The following is a 26,260-nucleotide window of genomic DNA, read 5'->3' on the forward strand; positions in this document are numbered from 1 at the left end:
GATCTGCGGGCGCGGACATGATGCACACAGATAGTCAAATGGAGGAGAGACCATGAACATCGCCAGAATGCTCGCACTCGCCGTCGGCGTCGCCCTCGGCTCCACATTCGCTCAGGCGCAGGAGGTCACCCTGCGCTCGGCCGACATCCATCCCGACGGATACCCCACAGTCGAGGCCGTCAAATATATGGGCGAACTCCTCAAGGAGCGCTCCAACGGCCGCATCGCCATACAGGTGATGAACAATGCCGTGCTCGGCAGCGAGAAGGACACGATCGAGCAGACCCGGTTCGGCGTCATCGACATGAACCGCGTCAACGCGGCGCCATTCAACAATCTGGTGCCGGAAACGGTGGTGCTTGGCATGCCCTTCCTGTTTCGCGACACCGAACATATGCACCATGTGGTCGATGGCCCGATCGGCGATGAAGTGCTCGCCGCCTTCGAGCAGCACGGCCTTGTCGGTCTCGCTTTCTACGATTCTGGCGCCCGCTCCTTCTACACCACCAAGAAGCCGATCAAGTCGCTCGCCGATCTCAAGGGCCTGAAGATCCGCGTACAGCAATCCGACCTCTGGATCGCCATGATGCAGGCCTTCGGCGCCAATCCGACGCCGATGCCGATGGGCGAAGTCTATTCCTCGCTGGAAACCGGCGTGGTCGATGGCGCTGAGAACAACTGGCCCTCCTATGAATCCGCACGCCACTATGAAGTCGCCAGGAATTACACGCTCACCCAGCATTCGTTGAACCCCGAAATCCTGGTGATGTCTAAGACCACCTGGGACAAGTTCTCGCCCGAAGACCAGACACTGATCCGTCAGGCGGCCAAGGATTCGGTCGGCAAGATGCGCGAATTGTGGGTGGCGCGCGAAAAGGAATCAGAAGCGAAGGTGCGCGCAGCCGGCAACACCATCATTGAGGTCGACAAACAGGAATTCCGCGACGCCATGAAGCCGGTCTATGACCGCTTCGTCACCGATCCGAAGATGAAGGATCTGCTCGATCGTGTCGCGGCGGTGAAATAAAGCACTGCCGATCGAGGATCGGCGCTCGGCTCGCGCCGGTTCTCAATCCATACCGGCTCCTCCGGGGCCGGTTCCCCCGGAGGACTTGCAATGCGGCATTTCATGTCGATAATCCGGCCGCTGCTGGCCGGTCTCAGCCGGGCCGCGCTCTATCTCGCGGGCCTCGGCATCGTGGTGATGACGGTCATCATCGGCTGGCAGGTGTTTGCGCGATATATGCTCAACGACACGCCAAGCTGGTCGGAGCCGTTATCGCTGCATCTGATGTCCTGGTTCATTCTGCTGGGCGCCGCCGTCGGCGTGCGCGAGAGCGTTCATCTCGGCCTCGACATCGTCCGGCATGTGGCGCCGCCCGCCATCCAGCGCTTGATGGACATGGCCAGCCTCGGCCTGATCGTTATTTTCGGTTTGGGCATGAGTTACTACGCCACGACGCTGGCCATTGGCACATGGAGCGCTTCGATTCCGGTTTTGGGCTGGCCCGGCGGCGTCGACTTTATCCCGATGATCGTCGGAGGCGCGCTGATTGCGCTGTTCGCCGCCGAACGCTTTATGGATGCCGCGCTCGACCTCGAAGCAACCCCCGTCGTCGTCATGCAGGAGGTGTCTTGATGGCCTATGCGATTTTATTCGGTTCCTTCATGCTGTTGATGACAATCGGCATGCCGATCGCCTTCTGCCTCGGCATCGCCTCGCTCGCCACCGTGCTCTATATGGGCCTGCCGCCGGTCGTGGTGTTCCAACAGCTCAATTCCGGCATGAATGTCTTTGCGATGATGGCGATCCCGTTCTTCATCTTCGCGGGCGACCTGATGGTGCGCGGCGGCATCGCCAGCCGGCTGATCCGCTTTGCAGCCGGGCTTGTCGGGCATCTCCGGGGCGGGCTTGGCCAGGTCAACATCGTCGCCTCGACGCTGTTTGGCGGCATTTCCGGCTCGGCGGTGGCCGATGCATCGGCAGTCGGGGGGCTGATGATCCCGCAAATGGCGGCGCGCGGCTATGACCGAGGATACGCTGTCAACGTCACTGTCAATGCCGCCATCATCGCCCTGATGATCCCCCCGTCGCACAATATGATCCTCTATTCGATCGCCGCTGGCGGCAATGTGTCGGTGGCCGATCTCTTCACGGCCGGCATCGTTCCCGGCATCCTTCTGGCAGCGTCCCTGATGGTCACCGCCTATATCGTGGCGCGGCGGCGCGGCTATCCCTCGGAGCCCTTCCCGGGCTTCTCGAAGCTGGCCTTTTATCTCCTGGCGTCCTTCCCCGGCTTGCTGTTGATCGCCATCATCTTCGGCGGCGTGCGCTCCGGCGTCTTTACCGCCACCGAGAGCTCCTGCATCGCTGTCATCTACGCCTTCCTCATCGCCATGCTGGTCTATCGCGAGCTCAATTGGGAGGGGTTCGTCGAAGCGGTGCTGGGTGCGGCCCGCACCACATCGATGGTGCTGCTGGTGATCGGCACGGCCGCGTCCTTTGCCTGGCTCATGGCCTTCCTGCAGGTGCAAACGCTGATGATCAGCGCCATCAGCGCGATCTCGGACAATCCGATCATCGTTCTCCTGGTGATCAACCTGCTGCTGCTGTTTCTCGGCACCTTCATGGACATGGCCCCGCTGGTGATCATCTCCACACCGGTGCTTCTGCCTGTGGTCAAGGCGTTTGGCATCGATCCCGTCCATTTCGGCGTGGTGATGATCCTCAACGCCGGCATCGGACTAAACACGCCGCCGGTCGGAACCGTGTTGTTCGTTGGCTGCGCCGTCGGCGGCATTTCCATTCGAGAAGCGATGCGCACGATCTGGCCGTTCTTTGGCGCGAGCGTTTTCGTGCTGATGCTGGTGACCTATATTCCCGGCCTGTCGCTCTGGTTGCCGGCGCTGTTCAAATAACGCTGACCGGCGGCGTTTGACGTGGCTGAAAGGACCGGGTTGTCCGCGTTCCGCGCGGGCAACACCCACGCCTGACCGCAAAGCCACAGCCTTCACCGATCATCTAAGACTTTTGAGCAAAAATGGTGCCGCTTGCAGGACTCGAACCTGCGACCCCATCATTACGAATGATGTGCTCTACCACCTGAGCTAAAGCGGCCCGGCGAAACGCCGTCATCGCCTGTTGAAGCGATGACGGGCTGATACAATCAAAGTTTCAGGAATGCAAGACGCGGGCGAGCGGTTTTCGCGGAAAAAAGCGAAGTCCGTCTCAGCCGCAGATGCGCGCGCGGGCTGCCTTGTATTCGCGCTCGAAGCGATCGACGAGGTCGGAGACGGGCAGGACGGATTTGACCGCGCCGATGCCCTGGCCGCAGCCCCAGATTTCCTTCCAGGCTTTCGGGCCTTCGGTCGCCTTTTCGAAATCCATCTTGGAGGGATCGGCTTCCGGCAAATGGTCGGGATCCATGCCGACGGCGCGGATCGAACCCTTGAGATAATTGCCGTGAATGCCGGTGAAGAAATTGGAATAGACGATATCGTCGGCGGAGCTCGCGACGATCATCTGCTTATAGGCGTCCACGGCGCGGGCTTCGCGCGTGGCGATGAAGGGGGAGCCGATATAGGCCATGTCGGCGCCCATGGCCTGGGCGGCGAGGATTGCGCCGCCATTGGCGATCGCGCCCGACAGCAGCAGCGGACCATCGAACCATTCGCGGATTTCCTGGATCAGCGCGAAGGGCGAGAGTTTACCCGCATGCCCCCCTGCCCCGGTCGCCACCGCGATCAGTCCGTCTGCGCCCTTGCGGATGGCGGAATTGGCGTGGCGATTGTTGATCACGTCATGCAACACCACGCCGCCATAGGAATGGATCGCCTGGTTGACCTCGGGCACCGCGCCCAGCGAGGAGATGACGATCGGAACCTTGTATTTCACGCACATCATCAGATCGTGCTCGAGCCGCTTGTTGGTCGTATGGACGATCTGGTTGACGGCGAAGGGCGCGGATTTGCGGGTCGGATGGGCGACGTCATAGGCGGCGAGCGTTTCGGTGATTTCCGCCAGCCATTCGTCGAGTTGGCTCGCCGGCCGCGCATTCAGCGACGGAAAGGAACCGACCACGCCCGCCTTGCATTGGGCGATCACCATTTCGGGATGCGAAATGATGAACAGCGGCGAGGCGACGACCGGCAGCCGGAGATTGTCGGTGAGAATAGCGGGCAGGCTCATAGTCACTCCCATAATGGACCTGTAAAGTCGCCATGATAAGCAAAGCGCAAGGAATTGTTCAACCTTGAATTTTTTCTCATCCGGCCGCACCGCCCTTTTTTGGCTGCATTGCCGATGTTTGCCAGGGGTCGCGCCCTGAAGCGCGCTTGCAAGTGAGGCGGGGAATGTTTACCGAAATGCACGGTTTTGAAACGAGCACGGGAACAAGACGACAGTGAGCGGTCTCGAACACGCCATCCGCAACGCGCTCGAACGCGCCGATCGCTCCGACCCGGAGATCCGCGCGCGCATATACCAATCCGCCCGCCATGCGCTCGATGCCGGCCTCGCCAAACAGGAGGTCGAGGACGAGGACATCATCGCACGCCAGAGGCAGCGGCTCGACGCCACGATCCTGGCGATCGAAGAAGAAGAGCGTGAAAGGCTGCGCGCCATGGCGCGGCTTGAAAAAGTGCTGATTGAGCGCGAACCTGACCCGGAGCCCATGATCGCCGCCGAACCACGTTCCGCCGAGCCTGGAAGGAAAGAGGATTTTTCCGTCAGCGCACCCGATGTCAACGCGCCAGATGTCGATGACAGGCGTGGAAGTCCGCGCTCAGCCCCCAGCATCGAACTGAACCACGACGATCGGGTCGGCGGCGCGCGGCAGGATACAGGGTCGCTCGATGATTTCGCTCCGCGCGGCGACGAAGCCATGGCGCGACTGGTGGCCGACGAACGCCGGCAGTCGGCGAATGCGCCCATTGGAGAGACGAGAAGCGGAAAGGCGAAGACCAAATCAGGCAAACGCAAGGCAGTCATCGAAAAACCCGCCCGCAAGCGACGCGGTTTGGTTGCCTTCTTCATATCGCTGTTCGTCTATTCCTGCTTTGTCGGCGCGATCGCCTTCGGCGTCTGGTGGGTCTACGCCACCGGCATGATCGACGTCGCTCTGAAGGGTGAAGGCAATTTCGATCTCGTGCCCAAGGAATTACAGACGGCGGCGCCGGCGGCCACGCAATCCGAACCGCTCGATCCCTTGCGTCGCTTCTCCGGCGACTGGGTCAATGTCTATACCGGCAAGGAAGCGAACGCGATTTCGCCACGTGGCGCGGCCCTCGTCTCTTCCTTCAGCGACAGCGACGGCGAAGGCGTGACGATCGTCTCCGATGCCCCCGGCAAGGAAGGCGAGGTTCTGGTGGAGACACCAGAGGAGCTTCTCCAGACACTCGCCGGCAAAACGGCGACCATCGCGCTGACCGTCAAGTCCGACGGCGAAACGCCGACGCAGATTTATGTCGAATGCGACTTCGGCACGCTTGGCGGCTGCGGTCGCCATCGTTTCACCGTCGGCAACGAGCGCACCGACGAACTCATCCATCTGACCTTCGACGGCAAGATGGCGCCATCCGAAGCCGGGCAGATCATCGTCAACAGCGATGTGATGGGCAAGGGCCGCAAGCTCAAGCTTTACGGCGTCCGCGTCCTGCCGGGATCATGATCCGCACCGGCGGAAACAAAAAGCGCCGGGAACTACCGGCGCTCAAGGGAATATCCAAAGCGTTCGCGTCACGCTTCCATGGCATAGCCCGCGCCGCGCACGGTGCGGATGACATCCGGCATGTTGGTCAGGTTGAGCGCCTTGCGCAGGCGACCGACATGAACGTCAACGGTGCGTTCGTCGACATAGATGTCGTGACCCCAGACGCCGTCGAGCAATTGCGAGCGCGAAAACACCCGGCCCGGCGACGCCATGAAAAATTCGAGCAGTTTGAACTCAGTCGGCCCGAGCCGCACTTCGCGCGACCGGCGATGAACGCGGTAGGTCTCGCGGTCCAATTCCACATCGCCGCATTTCAGCACTGAGGAAATGGCGTTTGGCCTCACGCGGCGCAGCATCGCTTTGACCCGCGCCATAAGTTCCGGCGTAGAAAACGGCTTGACCACATAGTCATCGGCGCCGGTCGACAGGCCGCGCACGCGCTCGCTTTCCTCGCCACGCGCCGTCAGCATGATCACCGGCAGGCGCTCGGTTTCAGGCCGCATGCGCAGACGCCGGCAAAGCTCGATGCCGGAAACACCGGGCAACATCCAATCGAGCAGCAAAAGGTCGGGCACGCGCTCCTGAAGGCGGATATCGGCTTCGTCACCGCGAGCGATCACCTCGACGTCATAGCCCTCGGCTTCGAGATTGTAGCTGAGCAATGTGCCGAGCGCTTCTTCGTCTTCAACCACCATAATACGGGGCAGCATGAGTTCTTACTCCATTCGCAGTCGGGCGGCGCCCGGCGCGGGCCGGGCGCGTTGACCTGATCACATCAGGCGGGCTGCTGCACGACGGTGGCGGTGTTGTCGTCTTTCGGACGTTCGCCCACCGGTTGGGCGCCAGTGGTCATGTAGTAGATGGATTCGGCGATATTGGTGGCGTGATCGCCGATGCGTTCGATATTCTTGGCGCAGAACAGTAGATGCGTGCAGGGCGTGATGTTGCGCGGATCTTCCATCATATAGGTCAGCATCTCGCGAAACAGCGAGGTGTACATGGCGTCGATTTCTTCATCGCGCAGGCGGATGGCTTCAGCCTTTTCAGCCGAACGCGTCGCATAGACGTCGAGCACGTCCTGGAGCTGGGTCAACGCCAGTTCGGACAGATGTTCGATGCCGCGGGCGAGCGGCCGCGGGATGCCGGTGCTCTGCACGGCGATCACGCGCTTGGCGGTCGATTTGCCGAGATCGCCGACGCGCTCAAGGTCGGCGGCGATGCGCAGCGAACCGATGATTTCGCGCAGGTCGGCAGCGACGGGCTGCCGCTTGGCGATCATCAGCACGGAGCGTTCGCCGATCTCGCGTTCGGCGTCGTCCATCACCACGTCCTGCGAAATCACCCGCTGGGCGAGCGCCGCGTCGGCGTTGACCAGCGCGCGGACCGCGTCGGAGACCATCTGCTCGGCCATGCCGCCCATTTCGGCGATACGGCGCGCCAGATATTTCAGTTCTTCGTCAAAAGCGGAGTAGATATGGGTAGCACCCATTGATGTATCCTCCAGCCGGCGGGGCCGGCGTCACGATGAATTAGCCGAAGCGGCCCATGATGTAATCCTGGGTGCGCTGGTCATCCGGATTGGTGAAGATCTTGTCCGTGTCGTTCTCCTCGACGAGATAGCCGAGATGGAACATGGCGGTGCGCTGCGACACGCGGGCGGCCTGCTGCATCGAGTGGGTCACGATGACGATCGTGAAATTTTCGCGCAATTCGTGGATCAGTTCCTCGACCTTGGCGGTGGCGATCGGGTCGAGAGCCGAGCAGGGTTCGTCCATCAGGATGACTTCCGGGCTGACGGCCACGGCGCGGGCGATGCAGAGACGCTGCTGCTGACCGCCCGACAGGCCCGTGCCGGCTTCCAGCAGGCGGTCCTTGACTTCGTTCCACAGGCCGGCGCGCTGCAGGCTCTGTTCGACAATGGCGTCGAGCTGTTGCTTGGTGCGGGCCAGGCCATGAATGCGCGGCCCGTAGGCGACGTTTTCATAGATCGACTTCGGGAACGGATTCGGCTTCTGGAACACCATGCCGACGCGGGCGCGCAGTTCGACGACGTCGAGATGAGCGGCGTAAACGTCCTGTCCGTCCAGCGTGATCTTGCCGGTGACGCGGCAGCCGTCGATCGTGTCGTTCATGCGGTTGAGCGAACGCAGGAAGGTGGACTTGCCGCAGCCCGAAGGGCCGATCAGCGCCGTCACGGTGTTCTTGCGGATGTTGAGATTGACGTCGAACAGAGCCCGCTTCTCGCCGTAATAGACGGAAACATCCTTGCCGATCATCTTCAGTTCAGGCGTATCGCTCATCGGTTTTACCAGGGCTTTTTCAACTTCGATATCTGTCAGCATATTCATCGTTTCGGCTCCTCACCAGCGGCGTTCAAAGCGCCGACGCAACAGAATTGCGCCCAGATTCATCAGGATCAGGAAGATCAGCAGAATGATGATCGCGCCTGAGGTGCGCTCCACGAAGGCGCGCTCGGCTTCATTGGCCCACATATAGATCTGCACCGGCAGCGCAGTTGCGGGATCGAAGGGGGTCGCGGGGAAGTCGACCACGAATGCGACCATGCCGATCAAGAGCAGCGGCGCGGTTTCGCCGAGCGCATTGGCCAGACCGATGATGGTGCCGGTCAGGATGCCGGGCATGGCGAGCGGTAGTACGTGGTGGAACACGCACTGCATCTTGGAAGCGCCGAGGCCGAGCGCGGCGGCGCGGATCGACGGCGGCACCGCCTTCAGCGCGGCGCGCGTGGCGATGATGATGGTCGGCAGGGTCATCAGCGCAAGCACCAGGCCGCCGACGATCGAGGCCGAACGCGGCATGCCGAACATGTTGATGAAGATGGCGAGGCCGAGCAGACCATAGACGATCGAGGGCACGGCGGCGAGATTGTTGATATTGACCTCGATAAGGTCGGTCCAGCGGTTTTTCGGCGCGAATTCCTCGAGATAGATCGAAGCGGCGACACCGATCGGCAAGGCCAGCGCCAGCACGATCACCATGGTGAAGATGGAGCCGATGATCGCCACGCCGAGACCGGCTGCCTCGGGACGCGAAGACGCGCCGGTGGTGAAGAAATCCGGATTGAACTTCAGCTGCATGGCGCCGTCGGCCTTCAGCTTGTCCATGATGGCGACCTGGCTGTCCTTCACCTTGCGATCGCTTTCCGCCACAGTCAGGTCGATCTGACCCTTATAGGCGGAATCGATGTCGGCGGCGGCGAGGAAGGTCACGGGAACCGTCTGGCCAACCACCTGGGGATTGGCGGCCACGACATTGCGAAGCTGCACGCGCACGCTGTCGGAGACGATGTCCTTTATCGCCGCCATGGCCTTGCGGTCCGTGGTGTCGACGCCGACCATCTTGGCGACCGCATTGCGGGCGAGCAGCGGATAGTTTGCCGTCACCAGCACCTGCGGGTTGGAGGCCCGCTCATTGTTCGGGTCGATCACCTTCTCCGAAAACTCGACCGGCACAGTGATCATGGTCTGGAAGAACGAGGTGTAGCCCTTGGAGACGATGCTGACCAGCAGCATAACCAGGAAGAACAGGCCGAGCGTGATGGCGATCACGCCATAAGCGCGGAAGCGGGCTTCGGCGGCGCGGCGTTTCTTGATGCCGATGTCGCGCGGGCCGGAGGCGGCGGCGACGCTTGCGCCGCCCTGGGTCAGGATCGCGTCGGTCATTCGTACTGCTCCCGGTATTTGCGCACGATGTAGAGCGCGTAGACATTGAGCGCCAGCGTCAGCACGAACAAGGTGATGCCGAGCGCGAAGGCGACGAGGGTCTGGGGCGAGGTGAATTCAAGGTCGCCCGTCAGCTGATTGACGATCTTGACGGTGATGGTCGTCATCGGCTGGAACGGCGAGAACTGCAGATTGGCGGCGACGCCGGCGGCCAGAACCACGATCATGGTTTCGCCGATGGCGCGCGACGCCGTCAGCAGAAGCGCGCCGACGATGCCCGGCAGCGCAGCCGGCAGGATGACCTTCTTCATCGTCTCGGAACGCGTGGCGCCGAGGCCAAGCGAACCGTCGCGCATAGCGCCGGGGACTGCGGTGATGATGTCGTCGGACAGCGATGACACGAAGGGGATGAGACGGATGCTCATGACGAAGCCGGCCGTCAGCACGCTCTGCGCTTCAATGAACGGAACGTCGTTTCCGGTCAGCGCGCCCCAGAGCGCTGCGGAGAAATCCCGCAGGCCTGGTCCGACCGACACCAGCGCAAAGAAGCCGTAGACGATGGTCGGAATACCGGCAAGGATCTCAAGCAGCGGCTTGACGGTGGAACGAACCCTGTTGGAGGCGTATTCGGACATATAGATCGCCGCAAAGAGACCGATCGGCACGGCGATCAGCATCGCCACCAGCGCGATGTAAAGCGTGCCGAGCAGCAGCGGGATCAGGCCGAACTGGCCAGCGGAATTCGCATCTCCGGCCGCCGAGAAGCGCGGATCCCAGACGGTGCCGAAGAAGAATTCCAACGGCGGCACGGCCGTGAAGAAGTGGATGGTTTCGCTGATGAGCGAGCCGATAATGCCGAATGTGGTCAGGATGGCGATCATCGACGACAGGATCAGAGCGCCCAGCGTCACCATTTCGACCTGATTGCGCGCACGGAAGACCAGCGAGACGCGCGACACCGAGTAGGCGGCGCCAGCGAGTGAGGCGAGAATGGCGAGGATGCCGACAACCGTCGCGGCGCGACCGGCAGAGGCTGCATAGGCATAGGCCGCGTCGATCATGTAGGGCTGCGGCGCTTGCGCCAACGGAACGCCCTTGGCGCCGAGAATCTGCTTGGCGCTATCGATATCGGTTCGGATCTGCGTGGCTTCTTCGGGCGTCAGACGCGACAGCCCGCCGGCGATGCCGGTGACCATATGATAGACCACGTTCTGTTCGGGCGCGGTCAGCGCCAGGACGTCTGACGGCAAAGCGGCGTAAGTGGACCGCTCGACGACGTTTCCGCCGATGATGGCGCCGCCGACATAGATGAACAGAGCTGGCAAAATGGCGAAAATCGCGGCATGGGAACCAAAATAGCCCGGCCGCGAGTGCAATTTGGATTCATCACCCGCCGCGACGGTGAGCGCCCGGGACCTACCCAGAATATACGCAGCCACACCGATGAGCAGGATGATCAGGAGAGTTAAGGCGCTACCCATTGTCATTCCTAACCGAGTTCAGGGCCTTATGCCCCCGTGACTTCAGGCGGAACGACCGGCGGCTTTCGCCGCCGGTCGAAACTCGATTACATGTTCTTCCATTCCTTGACGACGGCGCGAACAGCTTCGCGCTCAGCGTCCGGAGCCGGGATCAGGCCGTATTCGGCGAGCGGAGAGTCCGGGCCGATCATCTGGTCGGAAGTGAAGAATTCGACATATTCCTTCAGGCCCGGGACAGAGTCGAGATGCGCCTTCTTCACGTAGAAGTACAGCGGACGCGACACCGGATATTCGCCCTTGGCGACAGTTTCGACGGTCGGCTGAACGCCGTTGATCGTGGAAACCTTCAGCTTGTCGGCATTGTTTTCATAGAAAGACAGGCCGAACACGCCCATGGCGGTCTTGTTGGCGTCGATGCGAGCGAGCGTTTCGGTGTAATCGCCATCGATATCGACAGCCTTGCCGTCCTTACGAACAGCCTTGCACTTCTTCTCGGCGTCCTTCTTGTCCATGCCGCCCTTTTCCATGATGTCGAGGGCGCCGGCTTCCTTGCAGCCCGCGATCAGAACCTTCTCTTCGAAGACTTCGCGCGTGCCATGCTTTTCGCCGGGGATGAAGGCCTGGATGCCAGCGTCGGAGAAGGAGGCGTTGACCTGCTTCCACGTGGCGTTCGGATTGGCGGCCAGCTTGCCGTCGACCGGAACTTCAGCAGCGAGAGCGAGATAGACGTCCTTCGGGGTCAGGGCCATGTCAGCGGCCGACTTGTCGGTGGCGAACACGATGCCGTCGTAACCGATCTTGACTTCGGTGACGTCCTTCACGCCGTTGGCGGCGCAAGTTTCGATTTCGGACTTCTTGATCGGACGCGAGGAATTGGCGATATCAATGGTCTCAGGGCCAGCGCCCTTGCAGAATTCCTTCAGACCAGCGGAAGAACCGCCGGACTCAACCACCGGAGCCTTGAAGTCCGGATAGGTTTCCGCGAAGTTTTCAGCGACGATCTTCGCATAGGGAAGCACGGTCGACGAGCCGGCGACATGGATCTGGTCGGCGGCGAAAGAAACGCCTGCGAAAGCGACGGAGGCGACCAGCGCCGCCATGGTGGTGTGTGCGAGTTTCATAGTGGTTCTCCCGTTCGGGCTTGATGGATCGCGCCTGGCGCGGCGCCCTCGGCCTTTTCCTGTCCGGCCGGGTCCTGATTAGACCCCTGACACCACAGCTTTTATGTCAATTCAGTGAAAGATTTGTGACAGGCCAATTGCTTGATATTTATAGAGATTTTTTTGTGAGCCCGTCACTGTCGCAGCATTTATGTCAAAACCGCACAGAAAATGTGCTGCCCTTGCCCAATTCGGATTTGATTACCAGCCGGGCGCGATGCCGGGTGAGGATATGCTTGACGATTGCCAAGCCGAGGCCGGTGCCTTTTTTGGAGCGACTGCTTTCGACATTGGCGCGATAAAAGCGCTCGGTTAGGCGGGGAACATGCTCTTCGGGAATGCCGGGACCATAATCGATGACACTGACTTGAGCGGCCTGCCCCTTGAGCGCCGCCTCCAGCTTCACATCGACGATCTTGCCTTCCTGTCCGTATTTGCAGGCGTTTTCGATCAGGTTTTCGAAAACCTGGGTGAGTTCGTCCCGGTCGCCCATGACCAGCACCGGCTCTTGCGGCAGCACGAGCCTGATCTCGACCCCGAGATCGCCCGCCAGCGGCGAAAGGGCGTCGGCGACCGATCCGAGCAAGGGAACGAGATCCACCTCGTCGCCGGGCGCGAGCCGCGCCTTGATCTCCAGCCGCGACAGCGACATCAGGTCATCCACCAGCCGGCTCATGCGGGTCACCTGCTCCAGCATGATATTGAGAAAGCGCTCCTGCGCCTTGGCGTCATTGCGGGCCGGGCCGAGCAGCGTCTCGATGAACCCCCGCAGCGAGGCGAGCGGCGTACGCAATTCATGCGACGCATTGGCGACGAAATCCGACCGCATGCGGTCGATGCGCCGCGCCTCGGAGATGTCGCGAAAGATCAACACGTAAAAGGGGCCTGCGCTTTCGGCCGGTTCGGCGCGCACCATACGCACGAGATAGACGCTTTCCGACGGCACGGTCGCGGCGAACTCCACCTGGCCGTTGCGCCCACTGGCGAGCGCGTCGCGGATCATGTCGGCCACCGCCGGCATTCTCACTTTGACCGATATATGCTGGCCGACTTCGATCGGTCCGAAAATATGGCGGGCCGAGGGGTTTTGATAAAGGACATCCGCCTTGAGATCGAGAATATAGACCGGACTATCAAATCCGGTGAAAGCGGCTTTGACCTCTCGCAACGGATCGACATCGGCTGGCGCCTGATGCGCGGCGGGCGCTTGCGTGGCGACGGGCGCGCGCGCGGCGAGGCTCGGCAACACCGCCAAAGTCATCACAGCCACCGCGATCCATGAATTGGTTCCCGCCGCAATCAGGGCCGCGCCCCCGGCTGCGGCCATCAACAGACTGAAAAAGTGGCGCGCCATCCATTCCTTCACCGCTTTTCCCATCTGTTTTCCCATGCTGAAATCCTGTTCCCACGCGGCGGCGGCGTTTCCCGTCATTTTGCCGCGTGGCTCCAGGAGCCAGGGCGCAAATGCAAGCTTAGCAGAATCGCCACTTGGCTTAGAGCCAGTCTCCCTTCCTAACGCTAGATTGTGACAGGTTTTTTCATGGCGAACTTGAAATCACAAGGCGCTTGTGGCCAGTTTGCCCGCAGAGCCCCGTTGCATGGAGGAGATCGCATGGCCGAAGACGAAGTTCACAAGCCCGTCACACTGGATATCGGTGGGGAGAAACGCGTGTTCGACATCGAGAATCCGCAATTGCCGGAATGGATCTCGGCGGAGGCGCTTGGGTCCGGCGGCTATCCCTATAAGAAAAAGCTCGACGAGGTCGAATACGCCAAGACGCTTGAGAGCTTGCAGGAGGAATTGGTCAAGGTTCAATTCTGGCAGCAGGACACCGGCGCGCGGGTGATCTGCCTGTTCGAGGGCCGTGACGCCGCCGGCAAGGGCGGGGCGATCCAGGCAATCATGTCCTATATGAATCCCCGCAACGCCCGCATCGTGGCGCTGACCAAGCCGACGGAAACCGAAAAGGGACAATGGTATTTCCAGCGCTACATCTCCGCCTTTCCGACGCGGGGAGAATTCGTGAATTTCGATCGCTCCTGGTATAATCGCGCCGGCGTCGAACCGGTCATGGGTTTCTGCACGCCGGATCAATACGAAGATTTTCTCGGAGACGCGCCGCGGCTGGAAAAGCTGATCACCGGCGACAGCATTCATTTCTTCAAATTCTACATAGATATCGGCCGAGAGATGCAGCTGAGACGCTTTCATGACCGCCGACACAGCAAGCTGAAATGCTGGAAACTGTCGCCAATGGACATCGCGGCTTTGACGAAATGGGACGATTACACCCAAAAGCGCGACCGGATGCTCAAGGAAACCCATACCGACCACGCCCCATGGACGACCGTACGCGGCAATGACAAACGCCGGGCCCGGCTCAACATCATCCGCTCTGTGCTCGGAGCGCTTGATTACAAGGGCAAAGACAAGAAGGCGATCGGCGAGATCGACGGCAAGATTCTCGGCGGCCCTAAAATTCTAAAATGATCCGGCCCAAAAAGACGAAAGCGGCCTCTCGGCCGCTTTCGTGATCTGACTGAGGTTCACCGATCACCGAACACGGCGACGCTCAGCAGACGGCTGATAGGCCAGCCGCTGATGGAAGGTGCAGTAAGGCGACGTGTCGGGAGAATCATTGCCGCAGAAGCAGAAATCTTCCTTGAGCGGATCGCCGAGCGGCCATTTGCAGGTGCGCTCGGTAAGTCGGATCAGCGGCACGCGACGGAAAATCGGCACGACCACATTGTGCGACGACGACGTCTCGACGACCTCCATCGCATCCATCTCGACCTCTTCCTTCAGCATCGTCGCGCCCGCAGGACGCGCAACGGTGCGGGTGACAGGCCGCTGCTGGGCGAAGCTCGTCTGCGCCGGCCGCGCCGCGACCGGCTGCGTCACGGCGGGACGTTTGGGCGCGCGCGATGGCGCTGCGCCACCCGACTTGGCGCGACCGGGGAGATTGAGGCGATGAACCTTGCCGATGACCGCATTGCGGCTTACGCCGCCCAGCTGGGCTGCGATCTGGCTGGCGCTCAAGCCTTCGGACCAAAGCTTTTTAAGCCTTTCGACGCGTTCGTCAGTCCAGTTTACGCTGTTTTCCATGGGGCGTTCCTTCTGGCGGAATCCCTCACCGAGGCCCGGCGCTGCCGAAGCTCGAAACGCTCTACATTTCCGGTGACTAGTTCCGCCGCATGCAGGTCTAGTAATCTGTTCGTAAGGTAGTGACCGCGTGACTCCGTGACAAGGCCGAGGCGATTCCCGGGGAATCGTTTTTCGAGTTATCCCCAAGATTGATTTGTCAATCAGATTCGCGCTGGTCCGTTTCGGGACGTCCATCACACCGTTTCGCGCTGGCGCTACTGACTTTCAATTGTGGGTTTTTGTTGACGGATCCCCGGGAATTGTGCAATTTGCCGGCGCCGCCCGATAGGGCGGCATTTTTCGTTTTCGCTTGTGGAAAATGCAAGCAACGCCTGCCTGAAACATGACGGAAGGATGACAGCCATGGCCGCTACCTCGCCCCTTTACGAGACCTATGCCCGCGCGCCCCTCCGTTTCGAGCGAGGCGAAGGCGTCTGGCTGATCACCGAAGACGGTGAGCGTTATCTCGATTTCGCCGCCGGCGTCGCGGTCAATGTGCTCGGGCACAGCCATCCGCATCTGGTGGAGGCGCTGAAGGCGCAAGCCGAGAAGCTTTGGCATACATCCAATCTTTATCAGGCGCCCGGCCAGGAAAAACTCGGCGAGCGGCTGATCGAGAACACCTTCGCCGACAAGGTGTTCTTCACCAATTCAGGCGCAGAGGCGCTGGAATGCGCGATCAAGACCGCGCGCCGCTATCACTATTCCAAGGGCCAGCCGGATCGCTACCACATCATCACTTTTGAAGGCGCCTTTCATGGCCGCACAATTGCGACCATCGCCGCCGGCGGCCAGCAGAAATATATCGATGGCTTCGGCCCCAAGGCTCCGGGCTTTGATCAGGTTCCCTTCGAGGATCTCGACGCCGTCAAGGCGGCGATCACCGAGGCCACGGCCGGCATTCTGCTCGAGCCGGTGCAGGGCGAAGGCGGCCTCAGGACGTTCTCGCCGGAATTCCTGAAGGAGATCCGCGCGCTGTGCGACGAACATGGCCTTTTGCTGCTGTTCGACGAAGTCCAATGCGGCGTGGGCCGCACGGGCACGCTGTTCGCCTATATGCAGATGGGCGTGACGCCCGATATCATGGCGGTCGCCAAGGGCATTGGCGGCGGCTTTCCGATGGGCGCGTGCCTGGCGACCGCCGAAGCGGCCTCCGGCATGGTGGCCGGCACGCATGGCTCCACCTATGGCGGCAATCCGCTGGCCATGGCGGTGGGCAACGCCGTGCTCGACGTTGTGCTGTCGGATGGTTTCCTCCAGCATGTGAGGGATCTCGGCCTGCAGTTCCGCCAGGAACTGGAAGGATTGAAGGACCGGTTCCCCGACGTGATCGAGGAAATCCGCGGCCGCGGGCTGATGATCGGCGTCAAGGCCAGGGTTCCCGCCGGCGACCTGTTGCAGGCTCTACGCGACGAACATGTCCTGACGGTGATGGCCGGCGATAATGTGGTGCGCGTGCTGCCGCCGCTGATCACGACGGCAGAAGAAGCTCGCGAGGGCCTGGCGCGACTGGAAAAGGCTGCGGAGAAACTGCGCGCGGAAAAGCTGCGATGAGGCTTGGTCGCCTCGGTCTTTCCCGCTAGTCTTTCTTTTTCGCAGTCCAAGGAACATATGATGACGTCCCACCGGCATTTTCTCGATCTTTCCGCCGTTTCCGCCAACGATCTCCGGCTTATCCTCGACGACGCCAAGACCCGCAAGGCCGCAACGCGCGAGGGTGTGGCCGGCAAGCCGCTCGCCGGCAAGATGCTGGCGATGATCTTCGAGAAGCCGTCTACCCGCACCCGCGTGTCCTTTGATGTCGGCATGCGCCAGCTCGGCGGCGAGACGCTATTTCTGTCCGGCACAGAAATGCAATTGGGTCGCGCCGAGACGATCGGCGACACGGCCAAGGTCCTGTCGCGTTATGTCGACGCCATCATGATCCGCACCACTGATCACAATCGCCTCACCGAACTCGCCGAACACGCCACGGTGCCCGTCATCAACGGCCTGACCGACGCCACCCATCCCTGCCAAATCATGGCCGACATCCTCACCTTCGAGGAGCATCGCGGCCCCGTGAAGGGCAAGACGATCGCCTGGACCGGCGACGGCAACAATGTGCTGCATTCGCTCGTCGAAGGTTCGGCGCGGTTCGGCTATCGCATGAACATGGCTGTTCCACTCGGTTCGGAGCCCGACGACAAGTTCCTCAACTGGGCGCGCAACAATGGCGGCGAGATCATGCTCTGCCATGACGCCGACCGCGCCGTGGACGGTGTGGATTGCGTGGTCACCGACACCTGGGTGTCGATGAACCAGGAACATAAGGCGCGCGGCCACAATGTCTTCATGCCATTTCAGGTCAATGCCGAACTGATGAAGAAGGCTGACCCCAAGGCGCTGTTCATGCATTGCCTGCCCGCCCATCGCGGCGAGGAAGTAACCGACGACGTGATCGATGGGCCGCAATCGGTGGTGTTCGACGAGGCTGAGAACCGCCTGCATGCGCAGAAATCGGTGCTTGCCTGGTGCCTCGGCGCTATCTGAACATACTTGAAACGGTCGGGCGATCGCCTATTTACCTCCCTTCAAAAGAAGGGCATGACATCGCATGCCGCATAGTCGAGACCATCATGACAGTGGAAATCAACAATCCCGGGGGCGCCGCCCCCTTAGCCGGTGATGACCGGGTCGTGCCGTTCCAGGTGGAGGGGCTCGATGTGCGCGGACGCGCCGTCACGCTCGGCCCGCTGACCAACGGCATCCTGTCGCGGCACAATTATCCCGCCCCCGTCGCGCGTCTTCTTTCGGAGACGATCGCGCTGACCGTGCTGCTCGGCACCTCGCTGAAATTCGAGGGCAAGCTGATCGTGCAGACGCAGACCGATGGGCCGGTCAATTTCCTGGTGGCGGATTTCACCGCGCCCGAAGCCGTGCGCGCTTATGCCCGTTTCGACGAGGACGCATTGGCGGCGGCCGTGAAGGCCGGCGAGACCGAGCCGCATCAATTGTTGGGCAAAGGCGTGCTGGCTTTCACCATCGACCAGGGCGCCCATATGCAGCGTTATCAGGGCATCGTGGCGCTTGACGGCGAAACACTTGAGGAAGCGGCGGCGGCCTATTTCCGCCAGTCGGAGCAGATCCCCACCAAAGTGAGGCTGGCTTCGGCCGAACTGTTCGACCGCGACGAAGACGGCAAGCCGCGTCACAGCTATCGCGCCGGCGGGTTGGTGGTGCAGTTTCTGCCAGAAGCGCCCGAACGCATGCGCCACAAGGATCTGCATGGCGGCGATGGCGACACCAGCCATGACTTCGAAGAAGACGACACCTGGTCGGAAGCGCAGATGCTCGCCTCCACCGCCGGGCTTGAAGAGCTGACCGACCCCGATGTCGGCGTCGAACGGCTGCTGTTCCGGCTGTTCCACGAGCGCGGCGTGCGTGTCTACGACGCCCAACCGGTCTATGACCGCTGCAGCTGTTCGGAAGACAAGATCCGCGGCGTGCTCTCGGGCTTCTCGGCCGAAGAAATCGCCTCGACCATCGAGGACGGCGAAATACAGGTGACTTGCGAATTCTGCTCGTCGCGCTATCGTTTCAAGCCGGAAGAATTCATCGTCGCCAACTGATCGGGACGGCGCGCTTCGCGAAGCGAGGCGCGTGTTGCCGCATCCGCATAGGCTCAGTTGAGCGTGCGTTGCAGGCCCGGCGCATCCAGCGAAAAGGCGGGAATCGCCACGTCGAACATTTCACCGGAATCAGCCAGCATCTGGTAGTGGCCGAACATCATGCCCGAGGGCGTGTCGAGCGGGCAGCCGGAATTGTATTCATATGTGTCGCCGGGGCCGAGCACGGGCTGCTCGCCCACCACGCCGGGACCCGTGACTTCGTCGATCTGGCCATTCTCATCGGTAATGTGCCAATATCTGTTCATCAGCTTCACCGTGGCCGCCGAATTGTTGGCGATGACAATTCTGTAGCCCCAGACATAGCGGCTGTCCGCCGGATCCGATTGCTCGGCCAGATAATAAGGCTCGACAGTGACTTCAATGCCCCTGGTCGTTTCTTGATACATGCCGCTCATCCGAGATCTGCAATTTTCATGGTATAAATTTCCTAACGTCTTTAACGGGCAAAGGTCAATATTCGGCGCGACCTTCAACGCCGCGCCGATTGCGAATGCAGAGAAATGCGGCAAATTCAGGCGGTTGGCAATTCCGAAACGCCGCCATGGGCTCCAGACCAGGGAAGCGGGTCGTTGAGGAAGGCTTCGACGGAGGCGAATGTCTCTTTATCGAACAGTTCCTGCTCCCGCGCCGCCGCCAGCACGTCACGCCAGGTGGCGATATGGTGCAGTTTGACCTCGCCATTGGCGAAGCGCTCTTCGGCTTGACTGAAGATGCCGTAGAAGAACAGCGCCATGCCGTGATCGACAACGCCGCCCGCCTTGCGCACGGCGTCGATGAACGTGAACATCGAGCCGCCGGCGGTGGTGAGATCCTCGATGACCAGCACGCGCGCGCCCGGCTTCATATCGCCTTCGATCTGCGCGGTGCGGCCGTGGCCCTTGGGCTGCTTGCGGACATAGATCATCGGCAGAGACAGTCGATCCGCCAGGAGCGCGGCGAAGGGAATGCCGGCCGTCTCGCCGCCCGCGATGCAATCGAACGCCTCGAAGCCTGCTTCCGCCGTGATCGTCGCGGCAGCGAAGTCCATGATGGCCGAGCGGATGCGCGGATAGGACAGGAGCTTCCGGCAATCGATATAGACAGGGCTGCGCATGCCCGAGGCGAGCTTGTAGGGATCGTCCGCCCGGAAATGCACCGCCTTGATTTCCCACAGCATCCGCGCCATCAAGCGGGCATTGACGGACTTGTCGTTGAAGGCGTTGGAAAACATCGGCGGACTCCTGCTCGGGTGAAACTTATCGCGCTTAGCAGGAACGACAGCGCGATGGAAGCCGAAGCGGTTCAATCTTCGTCGAAGGCCGCCTCGATCCAGTTGGCAAAGGCGCGTGCGGCGGGCGTCAGGGCGGCGAATGATCGTGCGACGATGAAATAAGCTCCGCAATCACACTCGGCATCGAAAGGCGCGACCAGCGCCCCCCAAGCAAGCTCACCGTCAATCATCCGGGGATCAAACAGCGCTGCGCCATGGCCGCGCAAAGCCGCCTGAAGCGCCATGCCGCCATCGGCGAACACCGTGCCCTTCTCCGCAGGCGGCTCGACGCCGACGCTGCGGAACCAGTCGCTCCAACCGCTGCGGCTTTCTTCGTGCAAGAGCGGATGGATGGCGAGGTCGGCTGGTGAAGCGATGTGATGTTGGTCGATAAAGTCGCTCGTCATGACCGGCCGGCTGCGCGTCTGCATAAGCCTGTTTGTTTCCACCCTCGCCCATCGCGTCTCACCGCGACTATGGCGAATGGCGAGATCCAAGCCGCCGCCGCGAAATTCTGCGAGACGCGGATCGGCGTCAATCTCGACATCGATGTCGGGGTGAAGACGGCTGAAATCCTGAATATGCGGCGCGAGCCACAACGCCGCAAAGGTCGGCTCGGCGCTGACTTTCACAGAGCCCGACAGCTGCTGGCTAGCGTCAGCGAGCGCCGCGTCGATGCGGTCAAAGCTAAGCGTCGTCTCGGCGAGCAGCGCGCGGCCTGTCTCGGTCAGTTCGACGCCGCGATGCACACGGGTGAAGAGCGGCTGGCCGATCAGGCTTTCCAGTTCGCGGATCTGCCGGCTGATCGCCGCCTGCGACACATAGAGTTCTTCCGCCGCCTTTGAAAAGCCGCCGAGCCGACCGGCGGATTCAAAGGCGCGCAAGGCGGTCAGAGGCAATCGGGCGCGCTTCATGGCTTCCATAACTTCAGGTTATTCGAGAGGCCGACTATAGTCGTTTGAGCGCCGGCGGCAACGGGCGCATGACAATGGCGAAAGGAGAAACGCCATGCTGACAGCCATTTACGACGTGCTGATGGAAACGATCCGCCTCTTGACCTTCACCCCCGGCGCGAGCCGAAGCGCCCCACGCCAACACGTCTCAGACGAGAGGCTCCGACCCAAAGCGGTTTTCTCCGACAGTCCCCGGCGTCGCAAGGAGATAGATCAGGATCAACCAGCCGACCAGCGGCACGAACCCGATCAACAGCCACCAGCCGGACATGTCGCGGTCATGCAGACGGCGCACGCCAACAGCGATGCCGGGGATCAAGGTCGCGAGGCCGAATATGCCGCCGAGAAGGCCCATGCCGATAACCGTCTCGTCGATCACGCCCAGAACGAGCGTAGCGATCATGATGAACAGCACATACCACCAATATTCCGAGCGCCGCGCGCCCGGAGAACGTGGCGTAGTTGGTGGTCAAAACCGATTTGACCGCATCCTGAAATGTCATGATGTCCCCCTGTGAGCAGATGGCCTGTCGCTGGCATAAACGGACAGGCCACTCCTATTATTCATATCTCCGTGACGGAGGCGAGCGGGAATTCCGACACCGTGACGGCGGCGCGCTTACTGCGCCGCTTCGATGATATGTTCGTGCAATTCACCCATGCGGTTCCAGGCGTCGAGGCCAGAAATCTTGTAGGCTTCGGCCAGTGTCGGATAATTGAAGGTATTCTCGACGAAGTAATCGACCGTGCCCTTCAGGTTCAGCACCGCCTGGCCGATATGGATGAGTTCGGTCGCGCCCTCGCCGACGATGTGAACGCCGAGCAGACGGCGCGTTTTCAGCGAGAAGATCATCTTCAGCATGCCGTTGTCGAGACCCATGATATGGCCGCGCGAGGTCTCCCGGAAACGGGCGATGCCGCATTCATAGGGAATGTGGCGCGCCTTGACCTCTTCCTCGGTCAGGCCGCAGGTCGAGATCTCCGGGACGGCATAGATGCCATAGGGGAAAAATTGCGGCGGATCGCAGGCTGGCGCGCCCACGGCGTGACGGGCGGCGATGCGGCCTTGCTCCATCGAGGTGGAGGCGAGGCTCGGAAAGCCGACAATGTCGCCGGCGGCGTAGATGTTGGGCACGTCGGTCTGGAAGGTTTCGGGGTTGACCTTGATGCGGCCGCGCGAATCCGGCTTGAGGCCCACGGCGTCGAGATTGAGCTGAGCGGTCGCGCCGGAACGCCCGGCGGCGTAGAGCACCATGTCGGCATGCAGCGAACGTCCGCTCGCCAGTGTCACCCGGCACTTGCCGTTGGGCTCGCGTTCCACCTTATCCGCCGTTTCGCCGAACAGGAGCTTCATATTGCGGTCGCGGAGCTGGTAGGAGAAGTCTTCGACGATTTCCTTGTCGATGAAGTCCAGCATGCTGGCGCGCGGCTCGATCACCGTCACTACCGTATCGAGCGTGCTGTAGATCGTGGCGTATTCGATGCCGATGACCCCGGCGCCGATCACGATCATCGAGCGTGGGATTTCCTGGATCTCCAGCAATTCGTCGCTGTCGATGATTTTCTCGCCGTCGAAGGGGATGTTTTCGGGCCTATAGGGCCGCGTGCCGATGGCGAGCAGGATGGACACGCCGGTCACCCGCAGCACTTCGCCATCATTCTTCTCGATCGCCAACGTGTTACGGTCCACGAATTCGGCCCGGCCACGAATATGATTGACGCGGTTGCGAGCGAACTGATGTTCGAGCACCTCGACTTCGTGATCCAGCGTGATGAGGAGACGGCGGCGCAGGTCGTCGGCGCTGATTTCCTGCTTGACGCGATAGGAACGGCCGTAGAAGCCGCGCTCACGCCAGCCGGTGAGATTGAGCGCCGTCTCGCGCAAGGTCTTGGAGGGAATGGTGCCGGTATGGACGGAGACGCCGCCGACGCGCGTCCCCTTCTCGACGACCAATACCTTCTTGCCGAGTTTCGCCGCCTGGATCGCCGCCCGGCGTCCCGCCGGTCCGCTGCCAATCACGATCAGGTCATAATTCATCATCTCGCCGCCCCGATTTTCGAATCTTGCTGCGCTGCGAAAGCGCAGACTGTTGTGCAAGCTTAGCAACGCAATGTTACTGAATGATAGACAGGCGCCGCTGAGCGGGTCCCGTGCAACAGGTGGCCGAAGCGCCTGCATGCGACAGCATAGACGTTTTTCCGCAATGCGGCATCTCGAAATTCGCAAATGCTAAGAAGTAGCCTGGATGCGCTTTATGGCATCAGCTTGAATTCCAGCATCAGATTGCGTTCGAGCAGATTGTGATTGTCGTCGGAAACGACGATCAGCCGCGTCGAACCATCCTCGGCCCTGTAGGCGTCGATGCCTTCCATATTGTCGATCTGGGCGGGAAAGACGCCTTCCATGACGACATCGCCTTTCACCAGCGCGCCGGGCTTGATGTCATCCAGCCTGAAGCGGCGGATGCGCATGCCGATGCCGGCTTGCAGCCCGAATTTGCGCTCCAGAAGCAGGAAGCTGCCGTCGTCTAGCGCGACGCCGTCAGTCACGTCATAGGGGGCGGCGCGTTCGATCGTGAAATTGCCTGCGCGCGGGCCAGATTGGACGCCGGCGATGAAATTACCCTTGTTGTCATAGCTGCGCTCGGCGACGTAGAACAGCGCGCCCTGAAGGGCGCTGTCATCAGGCGCTTTCAGCAAAGCCTCGATGCCGCCATTATTTCGCAGACGTTCCCCCGCGAGAACAGGACGCTCGCTCGAAAGGGGCGTCGATGTCTCGAAACCCGCACGGGGATAGGCGTCGATTCTGTGCTCGCCCTCATAGCTGACATAGACATGCGCATCGTCGATCGCCAGCCCCTCGGCGTCCATCTGCTGCTTGCCGCCGGGATGGCCGTTGCGGTCGAGCATGTCATGGATGCGGTAATCGGAAATGCCCGAAAGCGCGCCTTGTGCGTCTCGTTCGATTGCGCCGGTCGCCCAATGGCCAGTGTCCATCACCGAAATGAAACGCTTGCCGCCATCGATCAGCCGGATGGAGGACACCGCGCCCATTTCACCCTTGGGGGTCGCTAGCGACAATCCACCCATGAATTCCAACCGGCCGAACAGTTTTCCCGCGTCGGGCCGGAAATCGGAAATCACCATGGCCTTGACCGGCAGCACCGCGCCGGACTCCGCCGGCCGGCCCCCAAAAGCCATGGGGAAGCCAAGCCCGGCAATGACGAAGGGAAGGTAAGCCAATAGCGAGAGAAGTTTTTTCGACGCCAAGGCGGCTTCCTATCCGTAAGGGTTCAGGGCCGGCTCACCGGCCCTTGCGCTTGGCGCCGCGCGCCTGTTCCGCCTCATCGGCGAACAGCGCCGCCAATTGTTCGGTCATCGCCCCCGCCAGTTCGTCCGCATCGATGATCGTGACCGCCTTGCGATAATAGCGGGTGACGTCGTGACCAATGCCGATGGCCAGAAGCTCGACCGGCGACTTGGTCTCGATCTCCTCGATCACCGCCCGCAGATGCCGCTCCAGATAATTGCCCGGATTGACCGACAGGGTGGAATCGTCGACCGGCGCGCCGTCGGAGATCATCATCATGATCTTGCGCTGTTCGGGCCGGCCGAGCAGCCGGTTATGCGCCCAGATCAGCGCTTCGCCGTCGATATTCTCTTTCAGGAGACCCTCACGCATCATCAGACCAAGATTGCGCTTGGCGCGGCGCCAGGGGGCGTCGGCGGATTTATAGACGATGTGGCGGAGATCATTGAGACGTCCCGGCTGCGGCGGCTTGCCGCTCGCCAGCCACGCCTCGCGGCTTTGGCCGCCCTTCCAGGCCTTGGTGGTGAAGCCGAGGATTTCGACCTTCACGCCGCAGCGCTCCAGCGTGCGGGCGAGAATGTCGGCGCAAGTGGCGGCGACCGTGATCGGGCGACCGCGCATCGAGCCGGAATTGTCGATGACAAGACTGACCACGGTGTCGCGGAACTTGGTGTCGCGCTCCATCTTGAACGACAGCGGCTGCATGGGGTCGATGACCATGCGCACCAGACGGGCGCTGTCGAGATAGCCTTCCTCGAGATCGAAATCCCAGGAACGGTTCTGCTGCGCCATCAGCCGCCGCTGCAGCTTGTTGGCGAGCCGGCCCACGGCGCCCTGGAGATGGGCGAGCTGCTTGTCGAGAAACGCCCGGAGACGATCGAGTTCGGCTTCGTCGCACAGCTCGTCGGCGGAGATTTCCTCATCGAATTCCTGGGTGAAGACGTGGTAATCGACTTTTTCATTGAGATCGGACAGCGGATTGTTGGGCCGCTTGACCTCGCCGGGGGTCTCGGAGTCCTCGTCGGACTCCTCCATGAGATCGTCTTCGGATATCTCGGCGCCGTCTGTCTCGCCCTGATCGAGCTGTTCGTCGGCGGCTTCGTTCTCCTCGGCGGGCGCCTCTTCGGTTCCCGCTTCGTCCTCGTTTTCTTCGTCGTTCTGTTCCTGGCTGCGCGGCTGTTCTTCCTCGGAGGTCGTATCGTCCTCATCCGGTTGGGCCGTTTCGTTGGAAATATCCTCGGCCAACTGCATTGAGGCCAACATCGAGCGGATAGCCCGGGCGAAACTTTCCTGGTCGTCGATGACGTTCCTCAGCGACCCGACTTCGCGCTCGGCCGTCTCCTGGAAGAAATCGCGCCAGAGATCGAGAACAGGACCGGCGCTTTCCGGCGGCTTCTCGCCGGTCAGCGCTTCGCGCACATACAGAGACATCGCCTCTTCGATCGGCGCGTCCTGCCGCTGCGAGACGCCGCGGAAATTGGCGCGGGCATATTTGTCCGTCAGCATGGAGGAGAGGTTTGCGGCCATGCCGGCCATGCGGCTTGCGCCGAGCGCTTCGACGCGCGCTTGCTCGACCGCGTCATAGATGGCGCGCGCGTCCTGCCCCTGTGGGGCGAATTGCGTGTGCAACCGTTCGTCATGGCAAGCCTTGCGCAACGCCATGGAATCGCCCAGGCCGCGCACGATGGAGAGCTCCATCGCGGTTGGCCGCTTGGAAAGCTCCGGCAAGCGCATGCGATCGCCGGCAAAGCCCGGACGGTCATTGGCGAAGGCCACCTCGACCTCCGCCGATTCCGCCACCGAGCGAATGCAGCCCGTCAGCGCCCGGCGGAAGGGTTCGAGATCGACGGCCGCGCCCGGCCTCGCCTTGGAATTGTCGCCCGGTCCAGCCATCGGT

General features: G+C 61.5%; 24 protein-coding genes and 1 tRNA gene. 8 read left to right on the top strand and 17 right to left on the bottom strand.

Going from position 1 to position 26,260, the window contains the following annotated elements; all coding sequences use genetic code 11:
- Nucleotides 1-52 precede the first annotated feature (52 nt).
- The 3 genes from M2360_RS02825 (at nt 53) to M2360_RS02835 (ending at nt 2,919) form a co-directional block, all read left to right on the top strand.
- On the top strand, nt 53-1,027 hold the full coding sequence (locus M2360_RS02825; protein WP_280772848.1) for a TRAP transporter substrate-binding protein: 975 nt from the start codon (nt 53-55) through the stop codon (nt 1,025-1,027).
- A 90-nt stretch (nt 1,028-1,117) separates the two neighbouring features.
- Nucleotides 1,118-1,639, top strand: a complete 522-nt coding sequence (locus tag M2360_RS02830; protein WP_280772849.1) for a TRAP transporter small permease — start codon at nt 1,118-1,120, stop codon at nt 1,637-1,639.
- On the top strand, nt 1,639-2,919 hold the full coding sequence (locus tag M2360_RS02835; protein ID WP_280772850.1) for a TRAP transporter large permease: 1,281 nt from the start codon (nt 1,639-1,641) through the stop codon (nt 2,917-2,919). The genes M2360_RS02830 and M2360_RS02835 overlap by 1 nt, the downstream gene beginning before the upstream one ends.
- Before the next feature lie 123 nt (nt 2,920-3,042).
- Here the strand turns inward: M2360_RS02835 and M2360_RS02840 are convergent.
- Nucleotides 3,043-3,118, bottom strand: a tRNA-Thr gene (locus M2360_RS02840).
- A gap of 111 nt (nt 3,119-3,229) precedes the next feature.
- Nucleotides 3,230-4,189, bottom strand: coding sequence for a nitronate monooxygenase family protein (locus tag M2360_RS02845; protein WP_280772851.1), 960 nt, complete (start codon nt 4,187-4,189; stop codon nt 3,230-3,232).
- A 214-nt stretch (nt 4,190-4,403) separates the two neighbouring features.
- Here M2360_RS02845 and M2360_RS02850 point away from each other — a divergent pair, with 214 nt between their 5' ends.
- Nucleotides 4,404-5,669, top strand: coding sequence for a hypothetical protein (locus M2360_RS02850; RefSeq protein ID WP_280772852.1), 1,266 nt, complete (start codon nt 4,404-4,406; stop codon nt 5,667-5,669).
- A 68-nt stretch (nt 5,670-5,737) separates the two neighbouring features.
- Here the strand turns inward: M2360_RS02850 and phoB are convergent, their stop codons facing one another.
- From phoB to phoR, 7 genes are all read right to left on the bottom strand, one after another.
- A complete protein-coding gene (gene phoB / locus M2360_RS02855; RefSeq protein WP_280772853.1) occupies nt 5,738-6,421 on the bottom strand; it encodes a phosphate regulon transcriptional regulator PhoB in 684 nt (227 codons plus the stop codon).
- A gap of 65 nt (nt 6,422-6,486) precedes the next feature.
- Nucleotides 6,487-7,200, bottom strand: coding sequence for a phosphate signaling complex protein PhoU (gene phoU / locus M2360_RS02860; RefSeq protein ID WP_280772854.1), 714 nt, complete (start codon nt 7,198-7,200; stop codon nt 6,487-6,489).
- 40 nt (nt 7,201-7,240) lie between these two features.
- On the bottom strand, nt 7,241-8,059 hold the full coding sequence (gene pstB / locus M2360_RS02865; RefSeq protein WP_137155446.1) for a phosphate ABC transporter ATP-binding protein PstB: 819 nt from the start codon (nt 8,057-8,059) through the stop codon (nt 7,241-7,243).
- Between the two features lie 12 nt (nt 8,060-8,071).
- Entirely contained in the window at nt 8,072-9,394 is a 1,323-nt protein-coding gene (gene pstA / locus M2360_RS02870) for a phosphate ABC transporter permease PstA (protein WP_280772855.1), read from the bottom strand.
- Nucleotides 9,391-10,875: a phosphate ABC transporter permease subunit PstC gene (pstC, locus tag M2360_RS02875; protein WP_280772856.1), complete on the bottom strand. Its 1,485-nt coding sequence runs from the start codon at nt 10,873-10,875 to the stop codon at nt 9,391-9,393. Before pstC ends, pstA begins: the two co-directional genes overlap by 4 nt.
- Before the next feature lie 86 nt (nt 10,876-10,961).
- On the bottom strand, nt 10,962-11,996 hold the full coding sequence (locus M2360_RS02880; protein ID WP_280772857.1) for a substrate-binding domain-containing protein: 1,035 nt from the start codon (nt 11,994-11,996) through the stop codon (nt 10,962-10,964).
- 193 nt (nt 11,997-12,189) lie between these two features.
- Complete coding sequence (gene phoR / locus M2360_RS02885; protein ID WP_280773075.1) at nt 12,190-13,389, bottom strand: phosphate regulon sensor histidine kinase PhoR; 1,200 nt, start codon at nt 13,387-13,389, stop codon at nt 12,190-12,192.
- 258 nt (nt 13,390-13,647) lie between these two features.
- Here phoR and ppk2 point away from each other — a divergent pair, with 258 nt between their 5' ends.
- Nucleotides 13,648-14,526, top strand: a complete 879-nt coding sequence (ppk2, locus tag M2360_RS02890) for a polyphosphate kinase 2 (protein ID WP_280772858.1) — start codon at nt 13,648-13,650, stop codon at nt 14,524-14,526.
- A 63-nt stretch (nt 14,527-14,589) separates the two neighbouring features.
- Here the strand turns inward: ppk2 and M2360_RS02895 are convergent, their stop codons facing one another.
- Nucleotides 14,590-15,141, bottom strand: a complete 552-nt coding sequence (locus M2360_RS02895) for a GcrA family cell cycle regulator (RefSeq protein WP_280772859.1) — start codon at nt 15,139-15,141, stop codon at nt 14,590-14,592.
- Between the two features lie 402 nt (nt 15,142-15,543).
- Between M2360_RS02895 and M2360_RS02900 the strand changes: the two genes are divergently transcribed.
- From M2360_RS02900 to M2360_RS02910, 3 genes are all read left to right on the top strand, one after another.
- Entirely contained in the window at nt 15,544-16,734 is a 1,191-nt protein-coding gene (locus tag M2360_RS02900; RefSeq protein WP_280772860.1) for an aspartate aminotransferase family protein, read from the top strand.
- A gap of 60 nt (nt 16,735-16,794) precedes the next feature.
- On the top strand, nt 16,795-17,712 hold the full coding sequence (gene argF / locus M2360_RS02905) for an ornithine carbamoyltransferase (protein ID WP_280772861.1): 918 nt from the start codon (nt 16,795-16,797) through the stop codon (nt 17,710-17,712).
- Nucleotides 17,713-17,798: 86 nt separating this feature from the next.
- On the top strand, nt 17,799-18,791 hold the full coding sequence (locus M2360_RS02910; protein WP_280772862.1) for an Hsp33 family molecular chaperone: 993 nt from the start codon (nt 17,799-17,801) through the stop codon (nt 18,789-18,791).
- Nucleotides 18,792-18,844: 53 nt separating this feature from the next.
- Here the strand turns inward: M2360_RS02910 and apaG are convergent, their stop codons facing one another.
- The 7 genes from apaG to cobT all read right to left on the bottom strand — a co-directional run bounded on the left by apaG (nt 18,845) and on the right by cobT (nt 26,256).
- Nucleotides 18,845-19,237 (bottom strand): Co2+/Mg2+ efflux protein ApaG, encoded by a 393-nt coding sequence (gene apaG / locus M2360_RS02915; RefSeq protein ID WP_280772863.1) that lies wholly within the window; start codon nt 19,235-19,237, stop codon nt 18,845-18,847.
- Nucleotides 19,238-19,362: 125 nt separating this feature from the next.
- Nucleotides 19,363-20,061, bottom strand: coding sequence for an orotate phosphoribosyltransferase (locus tag M2360_RS02920; protein ID WP_280772864.1), 699 nt, complete (start codon nt 20,059-20,061; stop codon nt 19,363-19,365).
- A gap of 71 nt (nt 20,062-20,132) precedes the next feature.
- Nucleotides 20,133-21,014, bottom strand: a complete 882-nt coding sequence (locus M2360_RS02925) for a LysR substrate-binding domain-containing protein (RefSeq protein ID WP_280772865.1) — start codon at nt 21,012-21,014, stop codon at nt 20,133-20,135.
- Nucleotides 21,015-21,201: 187 nt separating this feature from the next.
- Nucleotides 21,202-21,456: a DUF805 domain-containing protein gene (locus M2360_RS02930; protein WP_280772866.1), complete on the bottom strand. Its 255-nt coding sequence runs from the start codon at nt 21,454-21,456 to the stop codon at nt 21,202-21,204.
- Nucleotides 21,457-21,672: 216 nt separating this feature from the next.
- A complete protein-coding gene (gene sthA, locus M2360_RS02935) occupies nt 21,673-23,094 on the bottom strand; it encodes a Si-specific NAD(P)(+) transhydrogenase (protein ID WP_280772867.1) in 1,422 nt (473 codons plus the stop codon).
- 212 nt (nt 23,095-23,306) lie between these two features.
- On the bottom strand, nt 23,307-24,323 hold the full coding sequence (locus M2360_RS02940; protein ID WP_280772868.1) for an esterase-like activity of phytase family protein: 1,017 nt from the start codon (nt 24,321-24,323) through the stop codon (nt 23,307-23,309).
- Between the two features lie 34 nt (nt 24,324-24,357).
- Complete coding sequence (gene cobT / locus M2360_RS02945) at nt 24,358-26,256, bottom strand: cobaltochelatase subunit CobT (RefSeq protein ID WP_280772869.1); 1,899 nt, start codon at nt 26,254-26,256, stop codon at nt 24,358-24,360.
- Nucleotides 26,257-26,260: the final 4 nt, after the last annotated feature.

The organism is Rhizobium sp. SG_E_25_P2, from assembly GCF_029892285.1.
Lineage (GTDB): Bacteria > Pseudomonadota > Alphaproteobacteria > Rhizobiales > Rhizobiaceae > Rhizobium_E.